General features: G+C 64.9%; 14 protein-coding genes. 7 read left to right on the top strand and 7 right to left on the bottom strand.

Translation table 11 applies throughout. The features are described from left to right. Nucleotides 1-71: 71 nt before the first annotated feature. Entirely contained in the window at nt 72-3,566 is a 3,495-nt protein-coding gene (gene smc / locus F462_RS00065; RefSeq protein ID WP_038050676.1) for a chromosome segregation protein SMC, read from the bottom strand. Nucleotides 3,567-3,781: 215 nt separating this feature from the next. Here smc and queF point away from each other — a divergent pair, with 215 nt between their 5' ends. The 4 genes from queF to cysZ all read left to right on the top strand — a co-directional run bounded on the left by queF (nt 3,782) and on the right by cysZ (nt 6,684). Continuing rightward, nucleotides 3,782-4,204: a preQ(1) synthase gene (gene queF / locus F462_RS00060; protein ID WP_018140840.1), complete on the top strand. Its 423-nt coding sequence runs from the start codon at nt 3,782-3,784 to the stop codon at nt 4,202-4,204. Between the two features lie 20 nt (nt 4,205-4,224). After that, nucleotides 4,225-5,520: an FGGY-family carbohydrate kinase gene (locus tag F462_RS00055; protein WP_038050674.1), complete on the top strand. Its 1,296-nt coding sequence runs from the start codon at nt 4,225-4,227 to the stop codon at nt 5,518-5,520. A 187-nt stretch (nt 5,521-5,707) separates the two neighbouring features. Beyond that, complete coding sequence (locus tag F462_RS00050; protein ID WP_038050672.1) at nt 5,708-5,917, top strand: DUF3185 family protein; 210 nt, start codon at nt 5,708-5,710, stop codon at nt 5,915-5,917. Between the two features lie 8 nt (nt 5,918-5,925). Then, the gene (cysZ, locus tag F462_RS00045) at nt 5,926-6,684 is read left to right on the top strand and encodes a sulfate transporter CysZ (protein ID WP_038050669.1); all 759 of its coding nucleotides are present in this window, start codon (nt 5,926-5,928) and stop codon (nt 6,682-6,684) included. Between the two features lie 323 nt (nt 6,685-7,007). Here the strand turns inward: cysZ and F462_RS00040 are convergent, their stop codons facing one another. The 4 genes from F462_RS00040 to F462_RS00025 all read right to left on the bottom strand — a co-directional run bounded on the left by F462_RS00040 (nt 7,008) and on the right by F462_RS00025 (nt 10,868). Beyond that, nucleotides 7,008-9,023, bottom strand: a complete 2,016-nt coding sequence (locus F462_RS00040; protein WP_038051053.1) for a DUF1631 family protein — start codon at nt 9,021-9,023, stop codon at nt 7,008-7,010. 188 nt (nt 9,024-9,211) lie between these two features. Then, complete coding sequence (locus F462_RS00035) at nt 9,212-9,535, bottom strand: Rieske (2Fe-2S) protein (RefSeq protein ID WP_018140835.1); 324 nt, start codon at nt 9,533-9,535, stop codon at nt 9,212-9,214. 25 nt (nt 9,536-9,560) lie between these two features. Next, nucleotides 9,561-9,896 carry a hypothetical protein gene (locus F462_RS00030; RefSeq protein WP_018140834.1) on the bottom strand — a complete coding sequence of 112 codons (336 nt, stop codon included), beginning with the start codon at nt 9,894-9,896 and terminating at the stop codon, nt 9,561-9,563. A gap of 522 nt (nt 9,897-10,418) precedes the next feature. Next, nucleotides 10,419-10,868, bottom strand: coding sequence for a YaiI/YqxD family protein (locus F462_RS00025; RefSeq protein WP_018139954.1), 450 nt, complete (start codon nt 10,866-10,868; stop codon nt 10,419-10,421). A gap of 169 nt (nt 10,869-11,037) precedes the next feature. Here F462_RS00025 and F462_RS12965 point away from each other — a divergent pair, with 169 nt between their 5' ends. Next, nucleotides 11,038-11,214 (top strand): PLDc N-terminal domain-containing protein, encoded by a 177-nt coding sequence (locus F462_RS12965; RefSeq protein ID WP_018139955.1) that lies wholly within the window; start codon nt 11,038-11,040, stop codon nt 11,212-11,214. Between the two features lie 32 nt (nt 11,215-11,246). Here F462_RS12965 and F462_RS00020 read toward each other — a convergent pair whose 3' ends face one another. Further along, entirely contained in the window at nt 11,247-12,674 is a 1,428-nt protein-coding gene (locus F462_RS00020) for a MinD/ParA family protein (protein WP_018139956.1), read from the bottom strand. Between the two features lie 216 nt (nt 12,675-12,890). On the opposite strand from F462_RS00020, the gene F462_RS00015 reads away from it, so the two are divergent. Together F462_RS00015 and F462_RS00010 are read left to right on the top strand one after the other, a co-directional pair. Next, entirely contained in the window at nt 12,891-15,017 is a 2,127-nt protein-coding gene (locus F462_RS00015) for an HDOD domain-containing protein (protein WP_026181407.1), read from the top strand. Between the two features lie 27 nt (nt 15,018-15,044). Then, complete coding sequence (locus F462_RS00010) at nt 15,045-17,186, top strand: EAL domain-containing response regulator (protein WP_018139958.1); 2,142 nt, start codon at nt 15,045-15,047, stop codon at nt 17,184-17,186. Between the two features lie 30 nt (nt 17,187-17,216). Here F462_RS00010 and F462_RS00005 read toward each other — a convergent pair whose 3' ends face one another. Then, the gene (locus tag F462_RS00005) at nt 17,217-17,699 is read right to left on the bottom strand and encodes a DUF1249 domain-containing protein (RefSeq protein ID WP_018139959.1); all 483 of its coding nucleotides are present in this window, start codon (nt 17,697-17,699) and stop codon (nt 17,217-17,219) included. Nucleotides 17,700-17,967 lie beyond the last annotated feature (268 nt).

The raw sequence follows: 17,967 nt of genomic DNA, 5'->3' as shown, positions 1-17,967 counted from the left end.
GAGCCCGTTAGAACACGCTGCGAAGCCGCTGGAGATTGCTTCGCTTCGCTCGCAATGACGGGGCGGTTCTTTCAGGCCTCCGCCAGTTCCACGGCCTCATCGATATCCACACTGACCAGCCGCGACACGCCCGGCTCGTGCATGGTAACGCCAATAAGCTGTTCCGCCATCGCCATGGTTGCCTTGTTGTGCGTGATAAAGATGAACTGGATCTGCTCGGACATCTCACGCAACAAATCACAAAAACGTCCGACGTTGGCTTCGTCCAGCGGCGCGTCCACCTCGTCCAGCATGCAGAATGGCGCCGGATTTAGCTCGAAAATCGCGAACACCAGCGCCGAAGCCGTGAGCGCCTTCTCACCACCGGACATCAGATGGATGGTCGACAGCCGTTTGCCGGGTGGCCGCGCCATGATGGTGACGCCGGTATCCAGCAGGTCGTCTCCGGTCATCTCCAGGCGCGCCTCGCCCCCACCGAACAGGCGCTGGAATTTGTGCCCCAACCCGGCGTTCACCTGATCGAAGGTCTGCTTGAACAGGGCCCGGGTCTCGCGATCGATGCGGTGCATCGCCGCCTCCAGAGTCTCCAGCGCCTCGATCAAGTCCGCGTGCTGCTCTTCCAGGTAGCGCGAACGCTCCTCCAGACTGCGCGCTTCGTCGATCGCAGCCAGGTTGATCGGCCCCAGCTTCTCGATCTTGCGATCCAGCTCGCCAATCGCCTGCTCCCAGGCCGGGACCGCCGCATCCTCCGGCAGCTCGGGTGCCAGCACCTCGGCGTCGAACCCGGATTCCTGGAACTGGGTCTTCAATTGATCAATCTGGACCGAGCGTTCGCGCAGATCCAGGCGCAGCTCCTCGCAGGTGGAGCGCTGCGCCTCGACGCGGTTGCCCAGCTCGGTACTGCTGCTGGCCAGCTCGCGCAGGCGCGCGTCGCAGGCCTCCAGGTCCGTGCGCGCCTGGGTCAGCTGCGCCTCTGCCGCCTGGCGTTGTTCGGCGGCGGTTTGCAGGTCCGCGCGCCACTGCTCCAGCGGCCCCTGGCGATCACTCAGGCCCTGCGCGAGGCGCTCGCGGCGCTGGGTATCGTCCTCACGCTGGCGTTCCAGACGCCCGCGCTCGTTCTGCTCGCGCTCCAGGCGATGGCGCGCCTCCTGCTCGGCCATACGCGCCTGGTTGGCCGCGTCGCGGGCCGCACGAACGGCATCGCGCCCTCCCCCTTGGGCCGTGCGCGCGGCCTCGACCCGCGCCTCCAGATCGGCGCGGTCGGCCTCCAGGGTCTCGATACGGGTCAGGGCCTCGTTGCGCTCAGCCTCCGCGGCGGCAAACTGATCGCGGGCACGCGCGGCTTCCTCGTCCAGCTCGCCGGCCTCGCGATCGATGCGTTCCTGCTGCTGCTCCAGCTGGCGCGCCTGGTCGCGCAGGCGTTGTACCCGGCGGTCGCGGTCGTCGATCTGCGCCTGCTGTTCGCGGATCTGGCCGTCCAGCGCCTCGCGTCGGGCGCGGGTGGCCGCGATGGTCTCGTTGCGCTCCTCCAGCGCGGCCTGCAGACGGTTCACCTGGGTGGCCAGTTCCTCCTGGCGCTCCTGCAGCTCGCGCGCGAGGCGGACCCGGGCCACCGCACCACTCGCGCCACCCTCCAGGGTACGGTGGGCGACCCACCCCGGACCCATCCAGGTGCCATCCGGGGTGATCACACTCTCGTCCGGCCCCAACGTGGCCACACGGGCACGGGCCGCGTCGGCATCGTCTGCGCAATAAACCGAGGCGAGCCAGACGGTGACCACCGGGGAACCCTGGACTCGTTCGCCCAGGCTACCCGCCCGCACCTCCGGCGTGGACGACAGACCCGTGCCGACCAGGCGCAGCATCGCATCAGGGAGATCCGGGGCCGCCTCCGGCCGGTCAACCACGGCGGCCTCCAGCCAGGCCCCCAGCACCAGTTCCACGGCGGTATCCCAGCCCTCGGCCACCTCTAGCTGCTGCACCAGGGGGCGTGACAGGTCCAGCCCGTGTTCGCGTGCCCAGGCCTCGCGCCGGGCGCGGGTCTCCTGCGGGTCGTCCTCGCCGGCAAAATGCTCCAGCCCGGCCAGGCGCCCGGCTACCTCGCGCGCCTCGCGTTCGGTGGCGTGCAGGGTGTCCTGTTCCTCGCGCTGGGCCTGCTCCAGCCCGGCGAGCTCGTTCTGCTGCTGTTCGCGCTCGGTCTGAAACGCCTGCAACCGCTCCCGCAGACCGGCCAGCTCCTTATCCAGATGATCTGCCTCGGTGCCCGGATGGGTCTGCGGCAGGGCCGCACGCTCGGCCTCCAGGCGTTCCCGGCGTTGCGCGACCCGTTTGAGCAGGTGCTCGGCGCTGTCCATCCGCGAGCGCGCGAGCTGGGCGTTCTGGCGCGGCTCGGCGAGCGAGCGCTCCCACTCGGTCAGCGCCTCGCGGGCGGCCTGGAACTCGGTCTCCGCCTGCTCGGCAGCGGCCTCCAGGCGCTCGCGCTCGGCCTCGGCGGTTGCGGCCGCCTCGCGACGTTGTTCGCTTTCCTGTTCGGCCTGGGCGATGCGCGCCGCGACCGCCTGATGGTCGTTGTCGGCGGTCTCGATGCGACTTTCCAGCTGGCGCAGTTCGGCCTGTTCGCGCGCGAGTTCTTCCTCGGCATGGCGGATGGACTGCTCCAGGCGCGAGACCTCGGCGGCGCGATCGTAATAGGCGCTCTGCGCCTGGGTGGTGGCCGCTTCCAGCTCTACGCGTTCCTGGCGCGCCTGTTCGGTGCTCGTCTGCGCCTTTTGTGCCTCGGCCTGGGCGGCGGCAAGGGCCGTCTCGGCCTCGTTCAGCCGGGCGCGACTGGCCTCCATCTTCTGTTCCTGGGCCTGGAGGCGCAGCAGGATGGCCTCGGCGCGCTTGCGCCGGCGCTCGGCGGCCAGCGTCTGATATCGCTCCGCGGTAGCGGCCTGGCGGTTCAGCCGTTCGGCCTGCTTGGCGACCTCGTCGCGGACGTCGTCGAGGCGCTCGAGGTTCTCGCGGGTGTGGCGCACGCGATTCTCGGTCTCGCGGCGGCGTTCCTTGTACTTGGAGATGCCGGCGGCCTCTTCCAGGTAGACACGCAGCTCCTCGGGCCGCGCCTCGATCAGGCGCGAGATCATGCCTTGCTCGATGATGGCGTAGCTGCGCGGCCCCAGGCCGGTGCCGAGGAATAGATCGACCACGTCGCGCTTGCGGGCACGCTGGCCATTGAGAAAGTATTTGGACTGGCCGTCGCGGGTGAGCGCGCGCTTGACCGCGATCTCGCCGTAGCCACTGTACTCACCGCCCAGGCGGCCGTCGGAATTGTCGAACACGAGTTCGATGGAGGCCTGACCCACCGGCTTTCGGCTGGACGAGCCGTTGAAGATCACGTCCTCGCTGGAATCCCCGCGCAGGTGCTTGGCCGAGGACTCGCCCATCACCCAGCGCACCGCGTCGATCGTATTCGACTTGCCACAACCGTTCGGGCCGACCACGCCCACCCGGTTGCCCGGAAGGACGAGGGTGGTCGGGTCCACAAACGACTTGAAGCCGGCCAGCTTGATTCGGGCGAGTCGCACGTTCGGCGCTATCCGCGGTCAGGAAACTCGGGGTTAGAATGGTACACGCTTACACCCTCAGAGTGACCCGCCCCCGAAAGCCGCCCGCTGTAGGAGCCTGCTCGCAGGCGAAGCCCCTGCCAAAGCCGGGCACGTGCAGGGCTTCGCCTGCGAGCAGGCTCCTACAGCGGGCTGTCACACGCGGGGGGACACCCATTCAACCACGAGAGACGCAGATGCCCAGCCAGCCAAGCAAGACCCTGGAAACCTTCGACAACCCGGCACCGGAGAACGATTTCGCGATCTACATCCGGATCCCGGAGTTCACCTGTCTGTGCCCTGCCACCGGCCAGCCGGATTTCGCCGAGCTCCACATCCAGTACGTCGCCGACGGCAAGTGCGTAGAGCTGAAGTCGCTGAAGAACTACATGTGGTCCTACCGCGACGAGGGCGCATTCCACGAGGCGGTTACCAACCGCATCCTCGCCGATCTGGTGGAGGCCACCGACCCTCGCTACATGCGCCTGACCTCCTACTTCAACGTGCGGGGTGGCGTGTACACCACCGTCGTTGCAGAGCATCGCAAGCCCGGCTGGACGCCGCCGGAGCCGGTTCAGCTACCGGCACCGACCCGCAGCCCGCTGGACATGAACGGCTGATCTCAGGAAAACACGGATCCATGCACGCCATCGGCATTGACCTCGGCACTTCCGGGATCCGGCTAGCGATGCTGGATTCGGAGGGTGCGCGGGTCCATGCCGCTTACCGGGCGCTACCGGCCTCGGTCGGGGGGGACGAACAGCGTGCGGAACAGAACCCCGCGCTGTGGTGGTCCATTGTGCGCGAGTTGCTACGCGAGGCGGCTACCCATTTGCATGGCGAACCCGCCGCCATTGCAGTGGACGGGACCTCCGCTACGCTGCTGCGCCTGGATGCCGTCGGACGCCCGACCCATCCGGCGCTGATGTACAACGATGCCCGGGCCACGGACATGCTGTCCGTCCTGGCCGGGGTCGCGCCAGCGGATTCGGCCGTACACAGCCCGAGTTCTTCGGCGGCCAAACTGCTGTGGCTGCGCCGACACGAGGGGTTGTCCGGTGTGCGCCACATTCTGCACCAGGCCGACTGGATCGCCGGGCGGCTGCGCGGACGCTTCGACCGCATGGACGAGAACAACGCCCTGAAGCTTGGCTACGACGCGCTCTGGGGTGGCTGGCCCAACTGGTTACAGGAGACCCTGGGCACCGATGCCGCGCTGCTGCCGGAAGTGGTCCCGGCCGGCACCGTGCTGGGGCCGCTGTCCCCCGAAATGGCGGAATCGCTGCATCTGAACCCGGCCTGCCGCGTGGTCGCCGGCACCACAGACAGCATCGCGGGGTTTCTTGCCTCCGGGGTGGACGATGACACCACGGGGGTCACGAGCCTGGGCTCGACGCTGGTGATCAAACAGCTGGCACCGGAACCGATCTACGCCCCGGAACTGGGCATCTACAGCCACCGGTTGCTGGGGCGCTGGCTGGTCGGCGGCGCCTCCAACAGCGGCGGTGCCGTGCTGCGCCAGCACTTTGATGACGACACACTGGAACGGCTAAGCGCCGCGATCGATCCAGACACCGACAGCGGACTCGACTACCTCCCCCTGCCCCGTCCCGGAGAGCGCTTCCCGATCAACGACCCCGAACTGAAACCTCGCCTCACACCCCGCCCGGACGATGACGCACGTTTCCTGCAGGGGCTGTTCGAGGGAATTGCCCGAGTGGAATGCGATGGCTATCAACGCCTGGCCGAGCTGGGGGCCCCACGCGTGGAACGGGTCGTCTCGCTGGGCGGCGGCGCCCAGAACCCGGTGTGGACCCGGATCCGCGAACGCACCCTCGAAGTGCCCGTCTCCACTGCCGAGGATGACGATGCCGCCACTGGGGCCGCCCGGCTTGCACGCATCGGCGTGGGACTGGAGCCGGGCCCTGGGGGCTGATCCGCATCGCAATCCCCAGTTTGGCCGACGCTTCGTCTCCGAGCCGACTCCTAAACGGGGCTATGGGCAGGAGGCGCCTGAGGTGGCACTCCCATGCGTTAGCCCGAAATGTGCGCTACCAGACATTTGGGCAACGCGGATCGCGTGCTACATTCTGGGGCATCACTTCACAACAAAGGAAACCGCCATGCACTGGACGCGACTTCTCGGTATTGCCTTGCTGGTAGGCGGCATCATCTTGCTGGTAATGGGGTACAACGCCACCGATAGCCTGGGCGAGGAACTCCATCAGGAGTTCATGGGCCGGTACACGGAAGATACGCGCATGTACCTGATCGCCGGCGGCATAATGACCGTGGTTGGACTCGTGCTCACGATCTTCGGGGTGCGCCGCTGAGGGCAGCCGTGAGGCCCGCCCCTGCGACTCTCAGCCCCCTGTTCGCCTTCCTGGCACCGTTTCGGGGCCTCTCGCGCGTATTCGAGCCAGGACTGCGCGGCCTTGTGATCGGTCCGCTCATCATCAACGTCCTGGTGGTGGTCGGGCTCGCCATCGCTGCGGGGTTCGGGTTCGACGCCCTGTTGGCCGCCTGGCTACCCAGCGGCTGGGACTGGTTGGCCTGGTTACTCTGGCCCCTGTTCGCGCTGGCCCTGCTAGTCGCCTTCGCGGTCTCCGCCGTGGCGGTTGCCGCCATCGTCGCCAGCCCGTTTTCAGGCCCCCTGGCCTATCGGACCGCGCGCAGCCTCGGGCATGAGCCGCGGCAACCCGCACGCTCCTTCCTCGGCGAGATGGGCCATGCCACCACGACCGCATTGCGCAAGACCGGCTACTACGCGCTGCTATTCATCCCGGTCCTGCTGATCACCGTCATCCCCGGCCTGAACCTGCTAGCCGCCCTCGCCTGGTTCACCTTTGGTAGCTGGGTGCTGGCCGTGGAATTCATGGAGGCACCACTGGCCAACGATGGCCTGGCCTTTTCCGAGGTGCGGCAGACGCTACGAACCCACCGGCTGCAAACCCTGAGCTTCGGTGCCGGCACCACGCTGCTGGCCATGGTGCCCGTCGTAAACCTGCTACTGGTCCCCGCCGCAGTCATCGGCGCCACCCACCTCCGCGTGCGCCTGTCCCAGAATTCACTAACTCATCAACGTCGGGGATCAGCCTGAAGGGATTGTATTTTCACCACAGAGGACACAGAGAGCACGGAGAAGACCGAAGAAGGTTTCCTGCGATGGTGTTGTGATGGGTGCAGCCAGTAGCATCGTTCCGTTGCCTGGCAATGCGACGGAGGGTTGCTGCACAGCTTTATGGCACAGCCTGACTCCCAACACCCGCTCCCTTCCATGCTTCCTGTAAACCGCTTTTGAATTTCTCCGTGGCCTCTGTGTGCTCTGTGGTGAAAACGCCCTTCGCGCTTGACCTTCTTCGTGCCTTCGTGCGCTTCGTGGTGCAAAACGTCCTTGACCTCGGGAAGGTGGAAGCAGTCGAATCAGCCGAGTAGCGCATCCAACGGGTTGTCGTCCGGGAGCGGACGCATGCGGCCCTCGCGTAGTTCCTGGGCCACACCCTGCAGGGAGTGGCGGCGGCTGGCACCAAGGTCCAGCGAGAGGAACAGGAAGCCGCGGGTGGCCTCGCCGCGCCAGACCAAGGCTACGCGGTGAACGTGGCCACTGGCCTTATCGACCACTTCGAACCATTCGCCTGTGCGGATACGGCTGGCATCAAACACCCAAGTGTCATCCAGGTCGGTCAGCAAATCGGCATCGTCATCTTCCAGACGCACCGCTCGTCGCGCCTGGATGCGGGCTTGCGGGTCGAAGCGCGGCTCATTGACAGACGATCGGATACGCTGCAAATGGGCCTGGCCCAAGTGTTGAACCACCGCTTTGATCCGTCCCTCGTCCACCCCATTCTCGCGCGCCGTCGCGACGATACGCTGAACGAGTGGATTGACCTCCTGCGGTGTCGCCTTGTTACAGATCGCGCGAGCGACATCCTGGACGCCCGCATCCAGCCGCTTGGCTGCACTTTCTTCCACCGCCAGCAGGTCTTCCCAGGCCTCCGCGATTTCTTCGGCAGAGCGCTCCGGTAACTCCGCGCCCGTCTCCAGTACGCAGACGGTCAGGCTCCGGCGGGCGCGTGCCGCGCGCTCCTGCTGGCACATCGGCTCCGCCTGCTCGGCTGCCAGGGCATGCCATTGTTGTTCCTGCGTCGCCAGCGACGTCTCCCAGGCCTCGTTCAAGTCCTGTGCCGCGGCACGATCCATCTGGTCCGCTTCCTGCCGCAAACGCTCGACCGTCTGGCGCATGACGCCCAGGTAGCCGGCCACGCTTTCGGACTTGCCGGTATCGAGTTTCGGCGTGATCCGTATGCCGGTATTGATCAGGCTGCCGACCCATTCGCGCAGTGGATGCCTGCGGTCGTGAAAGAACTCCAAGTCCTGGCTAGCCGCGCGCGCCAGCAAGGGCTGCAGCTCCAGCATCAAGGCCCGAAACTCCGAGTGGCAATTAAGCTGGCGGGATACCTCTGAAAACACCCCGCCCAACACGCCCTCGATTACACGCTCCAGCGGTGGCGCCTCGACCGCAGATGCACCGTCGTTGCCGGGCAATGCCCCACCCCTGGCACCACCTCCGCCGGTTAGAGACTCACTGCCAGTTACCGTTTGACCGGCGGAGAATAGCCAGCCGGAAGCCGTGGCCCACTGCCGCCACGCGTCCGAATCGGCATCGACTGCGGGCATTTGCGCTGGCGCCGCCGGACCCACGGGAGCCTTGTTCAGCGCGGGAGCGGGCCCTCCCTCTGAACCCGACTCCGAAGGAGCGTCCGTGTCTGAATCCCGGTTTGCGGCCGCCCAACTCGCCCGTACGGAAGGCTGGGTCAGGTCGCCGTCCGGCACCTCGGAAACCGGCTCACGCACCAGGCCACAGGCCTCCACCGTCTCGATCACAAACGCCAGGGTGGGTGCGGCCGTTTTGCCCAGGCAACGCACGTAGGCGCGCATCAGGGCCAACGTCAGGTCCGTGCGTCCGAACTGCTTCTCGGCTGCCTCGATCAGACGCTCATACCAGTTCAGGGGCGACCAGGGAGCCCAACCGGGATGTTCGAACCGATTCTCTTCGCGAGCGGCCTGCAGGAACACGAACCAGGAGTAACGGTTATGTTCGCGGATCAGGCCCTCGAGCTTGTGGCGCAGCGAGCGGCGGGTTGACTGGTAATCATCGAGAATCTGCAGGCCGGAGTTGGCGCCTGCATAACTAGAGCCGGAGAATTCGTAATGCGGCGGGTAATTCGAAGCAACGAAGTCACGCTCCAGCGCCTCTTCAAACTGGCGGCGCAACACGTATTGGAAACCTTGTAGCTGGTTGGCCCACTCGGTGGAGTCGTGCGTCTCGGCGCGGCCCGCGGACCACTCCTGCGCCGCGGATCCAAGACAGTGATCCAGATGGTCAGTGACGCGAGGCACGACCCCTCGGGCCAATTGCTGGCGCTGGGCATCCGACAACCCCGTAAGCCCAGACCAGATCACATCCAGCCGCTTGGTCTTGCCTTCCCTGTTTGTTTGGTCCGTGCCTGCCATCGCGGCGATGTCCCCTTGTGGCTGCCCGCCCACGTGAGTACAACGTGAGCTCGCGAACAGTGTACAAGAGGATGCAAAACTGGAGCATCCGGCACAGGTTCTAACCGGATCACCTAGTCCAGTGGATGGCTCCCAACCTGGACCATGTCCGCCTCGATCCGCACCGGGAACCGCGTCAGGGGTTCCTCCGCTGGGGGTTCAAGCACCTCTCCCGTGCGCAGGCAGAACTGGGCATCGTGCATCGGGCAGGTGATGCAGTCGTCAGCATCGATCTCGCCATCCGCGATGGGCACGTCCTCGTGGGTGCAGAGATTCTCCACCGCGAAGTACTCACCTCCGAGGTTAAACACCGCGACCTCAGTGTCGGCCGTCCCCACCAGCCGATGGTCGCCATCCTCGATGGTGCCCACCGGGGCCACGTCAATCCATTCCGTCATTCCACTCCCCCAAAACCGCTCATCGTCAGTGTGTCGACGCCTGCAGGGCCGCCGTCGCGGCCGGGTCGATCTCGATCTGACGCCCCTCTTCCTGGTGGTAGGAGAAGCGCCCGACCACACGCAGGCGCTCACCCACGTGATCGCGAACCGACGCACCAGGCGTCACCGCCACACGGTTGATATCTTCATCCTCCAGCCAGTAGTGCTCCGGGTCGTCAAACCGATTCACCACGCCTTCGGTTTCCACCAATTCACCATCGAACGCAGGCGCCGACGCCGCCAGCTGTTCCAGCGTCACCGGCGATACACGTTCGCCGCCGCAGGCTGTTAGCAGGCCCGCCACAGCCAACCCCAACCACATGCCATTGATCCATTTACGCACGATCTCTTCTCCCGGCGCTGCACACGACAGTCGCCGCTTTTCTCCATTCCAAGCCTAACGAACCTGGGTCGGGTTACGCCCAATCACCCCCGATTGGCAGGTCTAAGCAGGTCGCACACCATCCACGTTTTTCGACTCGCGGTGCTCCCTGAAGGCCTCACAGTCACGGTGCGAGTGTGTTCGTTCGCGAGTCCATTCAAGGTGATGGCCCTCCCGCCGTTACCTCAGACACAGGCAAAGCATCGCAATACACCGCTGCAAACAGGATGGTCCTCGTGGTGAACTCGACACGCGATCCCCGGCGAACCCGACACCTTCCCGCATCCCCAACACTTGCATATGGGGTGGTCGAGCCAAGCCCCGTGAGGCATGGCGCGAATCTCGGCGCCGGCCAGGCCACCAGGACCCCACATCATGACGACTGGGTACAACTCGCGAATGAAACGCTAAGCCTGATCCGCCAACTCCGTCTGTAACACCGCTCATTCCGTGCGAGGCGGATTATTTGGCATGTTGGGCAAGCCAGCGGTCGAGGGCGTTGCCGAACGCCTGGCGGTCGCGGGAACCGAGGGCAGCGGGGCCACCCGTGTCCACACCACTGCCGCGCAGCGTATCCATAAAGTCGCGCATGCTCAGGCGTTCGCGGATGTTGTCCGTTGTGTAGAGTTCACCGCGTGGGTTCAGGGCCTGACCGCCCTTCTCGATGACCTCCGCGGCCAGCGGGATGTCGGCCGTAATGACCAGATCGCCGACCGCAAGGCGCCGCACGATCTCGTTGTCCGCCACATCAAACCCGGCACCCACCTGGATCGAGTCGATCAACTTCGACGGCGGCGTACGTACGGGCTGATTGGCCACCAGGGTGATCGGGACGCCCGTGCGTTTGGATGCCCGGAACAGGATTTCCTTGATCACGACGGGGCAGGCATCCGCATCGACCCATATCTTCATGTATCTCCTTCCGCAGGCTCGCTGGTCGTCTCACCGCAGGGTACGCGTTTTGCCACAGCCGCCACATCCCCAACCGCCTGAACTGGCGTGCCGCACTCGCATGTGGTACCAAGAGCGCGCTAACTAAAACGCTTGCCCTGCCAGGGGCGAGCCGCGCAAGGAGCACCGCATGGGCATTGAAGTCTCTGGAATCCTCGGCCTGATCTGGCTGTTAATCGTGATCTGGGCGATTGTTCGTACCGCGCAGAGTCCCGTAACGCCTCTGGTGAAGGTCCTGTGGATCCTGATCCTGCTGTTCCTGCCACTTGTGGGCCTGATCGCCTGGCTCTTGCTTGGACCACGTTAGGGAAGTCCTGCAGGCGTGCCACGTCGAGGCGGTCAAAGGCGGCGGAGAAACTCCGCGAGGTTGATGTCCGCACCGGCCAGTCGCCGTAGGCGTTCGGCCAACGCCTCCTGCGATCCGAACCGTTCGCAGTCGAAACCCGGGCCTCTACGCGCGGAGGCCCGCTGTGGGTCATCTCTTCCCTCAGCCTCGGCTCGCCAGCCGAAATCCGGTGGCCGCTTCACGGTTTCCTGGACCGAAGGCACTGGCACAGGGTTGGCCTGCGGTCGATGTCCGTCCTGCTTGACGCCCCGCAAACCATCCTCCGGCAGTGCCTCCCGAAGCGCCCTCAGGGTCTCCGCGTGAAGCTCCGGCCGAGCCAACAACCCGGTCACAACGCCGGGGACATCAATTGCCGGTTGTCCGACCTGGGTCCAGTAACGGTCATGCAAGCCATTCAGGGAGGCCGCCAGGTCGGCAGGCTCGGCCTTCTCAAGCGCAGTCTCGAAAGCGCGGTGCAAACGATCCAGGGGGCACTCCGGGTCCGCGCTCGTCGCTCCCGACGAAAGCGGCTCGGTTTCCGGATTCTCTACCGCAGTCGCCACTGCTTCTTGCGCCAGCCCAGGATCGCAATCGGCCACCGGGTCGGGCTCGAACCGCACTCGCCAGAAGCGGCTGAACGACGCACTGCTCTCCTGGGGCACATCTTCCTCTAGCGCGTTGGCCAGGCGATGGAAGGGCCTGGCGGACGGATCACTCTCGGGAAAAAGCGCCACCGGATGCTGCAGCGTCACGGCCGAGCGCAGGCTCTCGTCACGCTGGATAAAACCGAGAAAATCCACCTGGGTATGCAGATACTTCTCCACCGCGTTGGCGAACCGCTGAAATACGCTCCGCGCCTCGGCAACGTCTGCCACCATGTTGACGATGACCCGCACCTTCAGCATCTGCCGACGCAACGCCAACTTAAGCAGCGAGAACGCATCGGTGAGCGAAGTCGGCTCCGGGGTCAGCACCAGCAAGACCTGATGGCCGGCTGCCATGAAATCGAGGGTGGTATCGCCAATGCCGGCGGCAGTATCCAGCAGGAGGTCATCGAAGTCCTGCTCGATTCGCGCGAGCTCCGCCACCAGGCGCTTTTGGTGGGCCGATGACAGCTCGGCGCACTCACGAATGCCGCTGGCGCCGGGGATGATTTTCAGGCCATGCGGCCCCTCCAGCAGGATGTCCTCGATCCCGCACTCGCCCGCCAGCACCTCGGCCAGCCCCCGCTGCGGACGCAGGCCCAGCAGGATATTGACGTTGGCCAGACCGGTGTCGCCATCAAGAATGCACACCCGCCGGCCACGCCGTGCCAGCGTGATCCCAAGGTTCACGGCTACGCTGGACTTACCTACCCCACCCTTGCCACTGGCCACCGCCAGGACACGCGGACCCGTCACACCTGGGGAATGGGGATTCCCCCAGGAACTCCGATCAGACATCGCGGCTTCCTGCATCGCATTCATCGGCACTGATACTTTAAAGAATGACGGTGAATTCACGGCCGGTCTACCCCATTCGGTAGCACAGGACAAGACCGCACAGTATAGTCGGACATCGGTGCACATTCGGCGACCGCGGCCCGCGCGAGCCGACCGCCGAATTCACGCAAGGGCAACAGGGGCGACCGACCACCTGTAACGTCACCGGGGAAGAGTATGGCGAGGGTGAATACGGCAACGGACGGACTACCCAGCCTGCCCCAGGCGTTGATCCCCGTGCTGGACGCCACCCAGGCCGACGAGGCGGACTTCCAGTCCCTCGCGCGCGCTATTATGCAGGATGGGGCCATGGCCAGCCGCTTGCTTCAGGCTGCCAACTCAGCGTTCTACTATCGTGGCTCGCCCTGCCGCACCATCGATCGCGCCCTGTTCAGCCTGGGGCTGGACACCGTGCGCAGCCTCGCTCTAACGGCCGCCATCCAACAGCTGTTCGGGACCTTCGGGCCACGTCACCGCAACTATCTGCGCATCATATGGCGCCGCGCCCTGACCACCGCGAATCTCGCCCAGGTCCTCGCCACACTCACCCGCTACCCACGACCGGAAGAGGCCTACCTCGCCGGCCTGCTAATCGATATTGGGCGTCTACTGCGATTGGTGGAGGACGAGGGTCACTATTGGCCCCTCCTGCAGACCGCTACAAACGACCCTCATCTGGTGGAAATAGAGTGCAACACCTATGGCCAGCACTACGGTGAACTCGGCGGGGAGTGCCTGGAGGTCTGGGGGCTAGGTCGGTTCGTCGCGGACGCCGTGCGTTATCACCTGGAACCCGCTGAGCGCGTACGGGATGCCCACCACCTGGTCAAGATCGTCAATCTGGCCCATGCGCTCGGCTGTCTCCCGGCTACGCTGTCCAGCACCGCCGAAACCACTTGCAACGAGACGGCCCTGGCCGCTGCGGACACCCTGTTCGGCCTGAACGAAGGCTTGGTGCGCGAGCTACGCGGCCGCGTGGATGAAGACGTCCGCCGCATTGCCGGATCACTCGAGATCGACCTGGAAGCACCCGAGCCACCGCCCGAGGCGGAGGCAGAATCAGCCGATCGGGCCGCAGAACAGGCGCTCGGCCGCCGTGTGCGCGACCTCACCGAACTCGAACGGGTTAACGGCGAACTGGCGCGCGCCGCCAGTTTGCAGGAGCGCTGCCTGGCCGCCCGGCGCACCCTGTATCTCACCCTGGGAGTCAGTCAGAGCCTGTTGTTCCTCGTCGACGACGACCAGCAATCGGTCTCCGCCTGGGTGGAAGACGACGAGACGCCGGACTTTACCCTGCCGCTGCTTCCCGGTCGCAGCCTCGTTACTGACACCCTGCTGGATCGCGAGATCCGTCGCCACGAGGAAGAGAACGCCGCAGGCCTCCCAGTGATCGATCAACAGCTGTTTCGGCTGTGCGAGGCCCAGCTGCTTTGGAGCTTCCCCTTGCTGGCTGAGGGCCAGAAAGCCGCCGGGGTGCTCATCCTCGGCTTGAGCCGAAGCCAGGCAGACGCGCTGGAGGCTCGCAATGACTTCATCCGTTCTCTCGCCCGCGAGATCGCGCGCGCCCTGACGCAGCCCGAGTACAGCAGCGCTGGCCCGGCGGATCACACGGAGGAACGTATCCGCGAGACCGTGCACGAAGCGGGCAACCCCCTCAGCATTATCCAGAATTATCTTGGGGTGCTAAATCGGAAACTCGGGGAAGAACACGATGCCCGTCACGAACTGGGCCTCATCAAGGACGAGATTGACCGGGTGGGACGGATCCTGCTGCGCTTGCGGGACCCGGAAGCGGGGCCGGCCGACGATACGGGTCCGATGGCGCTGAACACGCTGGTCCGACAGGTCGCCGATATTGTCGACGTTTCGCTCTGCCGCACGCGCGGGATCCAGCTGCACCTGGACCTGACACCCGCCGAACCACCGCTCTCGATACCTGCAGACCATTTGCGGCAGATCCTGACCAACCTTCTGAAAAACGCCGCCGAGGCACAAAACTCTGGTGGCGAGATCACCATCACCACTCGCGCACCGACGACGCTCAATGGCCGCCGTGTAGTACCGTTGACCGTTAGCGACAAGGGTCCAGGCCTGCCGCCGGAGGTTCAGGCCGCGGCGTTCTCGCCGGTGACCTCCACCAAGGGTACTAGCCATTCCGGGCTCGGCCTGAGTATCGTCAAACGCCTCACCGAGGAGATCGGTGCGGGACTCACCTTTACCAGCACCGGCGCAGGGACGCGCTTCGAGATCACCCTGCCCCATCAACAACCGGGCTCGGCGGACGCATCAGGGACGACGCAATAAAGATGTGCCACTAACACCGAGGCCCTGATGACCGAACGTGACGTGCCGATTGACCCGCAGTCCGTCCGAATCCTGATCGCCGATGACGACCCCGGCCTGCTCGAGAGCCTGCATAACCTGCTGGCGATCGAGGGTTACCCGGTGCAAACCGCCTCCGGTGGCGGCGCCGCAATCGAAGCCCTGCGCAACCAACATTTTGACCTGCTGCTGTTGGACCTGGCGATGCCCGACCTTGGAGGGCTGGATGTGCTGCGGTTCATACAGGCGGCACAGCTCAAGACTCAGACGGTGGTCGTCAGCGGAAACAGCACGGTGGAAGACGTCGCCGGCGCCCTCCGAGAAGGTGCCCACGATTACCTGAAAAAGCCCTATGAACCGGCCGAATTGCTGGCAACCGTACGCAACGCGCTCCGGCACAAGGCACTGGAAGATACCAATATCGAAATGCGGAGCCGGCTGGAAAAGTCGGAACGCCTGCACCGCATGATCGTGAACAATTCCCCGGACATCGTGTTCGTCCTCGATTCCCTGAAGCGGTTTCGGTTTATCAATTCGCGCGTTCACGAACTCCTTGGCCACACGCGCCAGGCATTGCTGGACACCTCGATCCTCGACCTCGTCGAACCCGATGAACGCGACAAGGCCTCCTACTTCTTCGACCAGGCCTCCCAGCAGCAGGCCCACGTGCGCTCGGCGGAGATCGCTCTGAGGCCCGCGGAGCCCTCACGCACACGCCACTACTTCGAGGTCGCGGTCTGGCCGACTGCATCCAGCGAAACCTCCGAAGGCGGGGCCACCGAACCCCTGATCTACGGGACCGCTCGCGATATCACCGAGCGCAAGGAATCCGAGGCCTTCATCAATTTCCAGGCCTACCACGACCTCCTGACGCGCCTGCCGAATCGAGCCCTGTTTCGAGATCGCGTGGATGTCGCGATCTCCCACGCTCAGCGCACCGGGGCACAGCTCGCCGTCCTGTTCATCGACCTCAATCGCTTCAAGGTCATCAACGATTCTCTCGGCCACACGGTGGGAGACCGCCTCTTGCAAGGCGTCGCGCAGCGGCTGCAGTCCTGCATCCGCAAGGGAGATACCCTCTCGCGTTTCGGCGGCGACGAGTTCACCTTGCTGATCCCGGGACTGGCGAGCAGTGACGCCGCGATCCAGGTGGCCGACAAGATCCTCGAAAGCCTGCAGGCCCCGTTCGAAATCGGCGATCACGAGTTGTTCGTTGGCGCCAGCATCGGAATCGCGATCTACCCCGACGCGGGCGACAACCTAGAGGCACTGATCAAGAACGCCGACATTGCGATGTACCGCGAAAAGAGCACCGGCAAGACCGGGGTCCGCGTCTACAGCCCGGAGATGGGGGGGCACCCGCCGCGGCGACTGCAGCTGGAGCAGGATATGCGTCGCGCGCTGGAGCGCGACGAGTTCCATATCCTCTACCAACCCCAAGTCGACACCGAAAGCGGTCAAATGGTAGCCGTGGAGGCCCTGATCCGCTGGGATCACCCTGAGCTGGGCTTACTGGGCCCCGCCGAATTTATCCCGGTGGCGGAGGACACGCGCCTGATCGTGGATCTCGACCGCCTGACCCTGCGCACGGCCACCCGCGAGATCCAGCGTCACAACCGCGAGGCCGCGCAAGAATTGCGCCTCGCGGTCAACCTCTCCCCGGTACTGGTCGAACGTGATGACTTCGTCGAGGACTTTCTCGGCATCCTCGGTGAAATCGGCTTCCCCCCCGATCTACTGGAAGTCGAGATCACCGAAAACCTGTTGATGAGCGACACCATGGATACGGTGCACAAATTGAACCGCCTGGGTGCCGCGGGCGTACAGATCGCGGTAGACGACTTCGGGACCGGCTACTCGTCCCTCAGCTACCTGCAGAAACTGCCGATCCACACGCTAAAAATCGACCGCAGCTTCACCCACACCATCTGCCGAAATGACGAGGCGTGTATCGTCAATGCCATTATCTCGATGGCGCGTGGGCTGAACATGAATATCGTCGCCGAGGGGGTCGAGACGGAGGCCCACCGCGACTACCTGCGCAATCTGGAATGTCCGATGCTGCAGGGCTTCTTGTTCGGCCAGCCAGCGCCGCTGCACACACTCCTGCAGGATGACGCCCTCATCGCTCGGCCAGCGGCCTGCAAATAGCGAGAAACTCATCCAACCGCATCCCCGGCCCTATTCGGCCGCCACGGCCTCCGAAGCTGCATCCGTGTGGAAGCGGTGTCCCTGACGCAGGCAATAGCGCAGCCACTTGTACAGGAAGCGGTTGTGGCGCCAGCGACAAACCAGCCCCGGGTGGCCGCTCAGCATCTCCGGCACCTGGCCCGCCGCCATACTGCGGCAATGCAACTCCAGCACCTCCGCCTGGCGCGCATCATGGAACATGCGAACACGCATGTCCGGCTGCTGACGACGCTCTCCCTGGTGGTCGAAGTGATAGGTAAGGTGCAGCGTGGTGGTGTAGCGCGTACGCTCCAGCACCTCAAGGTGCAGATCCAGTGCCCCCTCGACCCGCGACACCGATCGCAACGGCTGCGCCTCCAGGTTCGGGCACAAACGGCGCAGCGCGAGGTAATTTTCCTCGTACATCTCCATCAGCGCCGCAAAGCTTTCCGGCCGCGGCTCCAGGTGGGAGGGTGTCTGACGCTCCAGTAACATGCCGCGCAGTCTAACAGCACCCATTTGCAGGACCGCGATTGTCCGTATCGCGGACGGGACACCCCCTAGGGAGACGCTGATTTAATCGCACGTCCGCGTTGGTGCCCCCTGTTTTCCGAGACAAGGCGCGTCGTGCAGCGGGTAGTGGTTCTGCCCGCCCGTTCCTGATGGATTCGGGGCGCAACGCAGGATCGGGGAAAAGGGGGCACCAACCCCGCAAGCCATTGAAAGCAGGGACTCGGCCGCCCGTTGTTATCAAAAACGGGCG

The organism is Thioalkalivibrio sp. ALJ1 (genome assembly GCF_000745395.1).
Taxonomy (GTDB): domain Bacteria; phylum Pseudomonadota; class Gammaproteobacteria; order Ectothiorhodospirales; family Ectothiorhodospiraceae; genus Thioalkalivibrio.
This window is presented reverse-complemented; position numbering and strand designations above follow the sequence as displayed.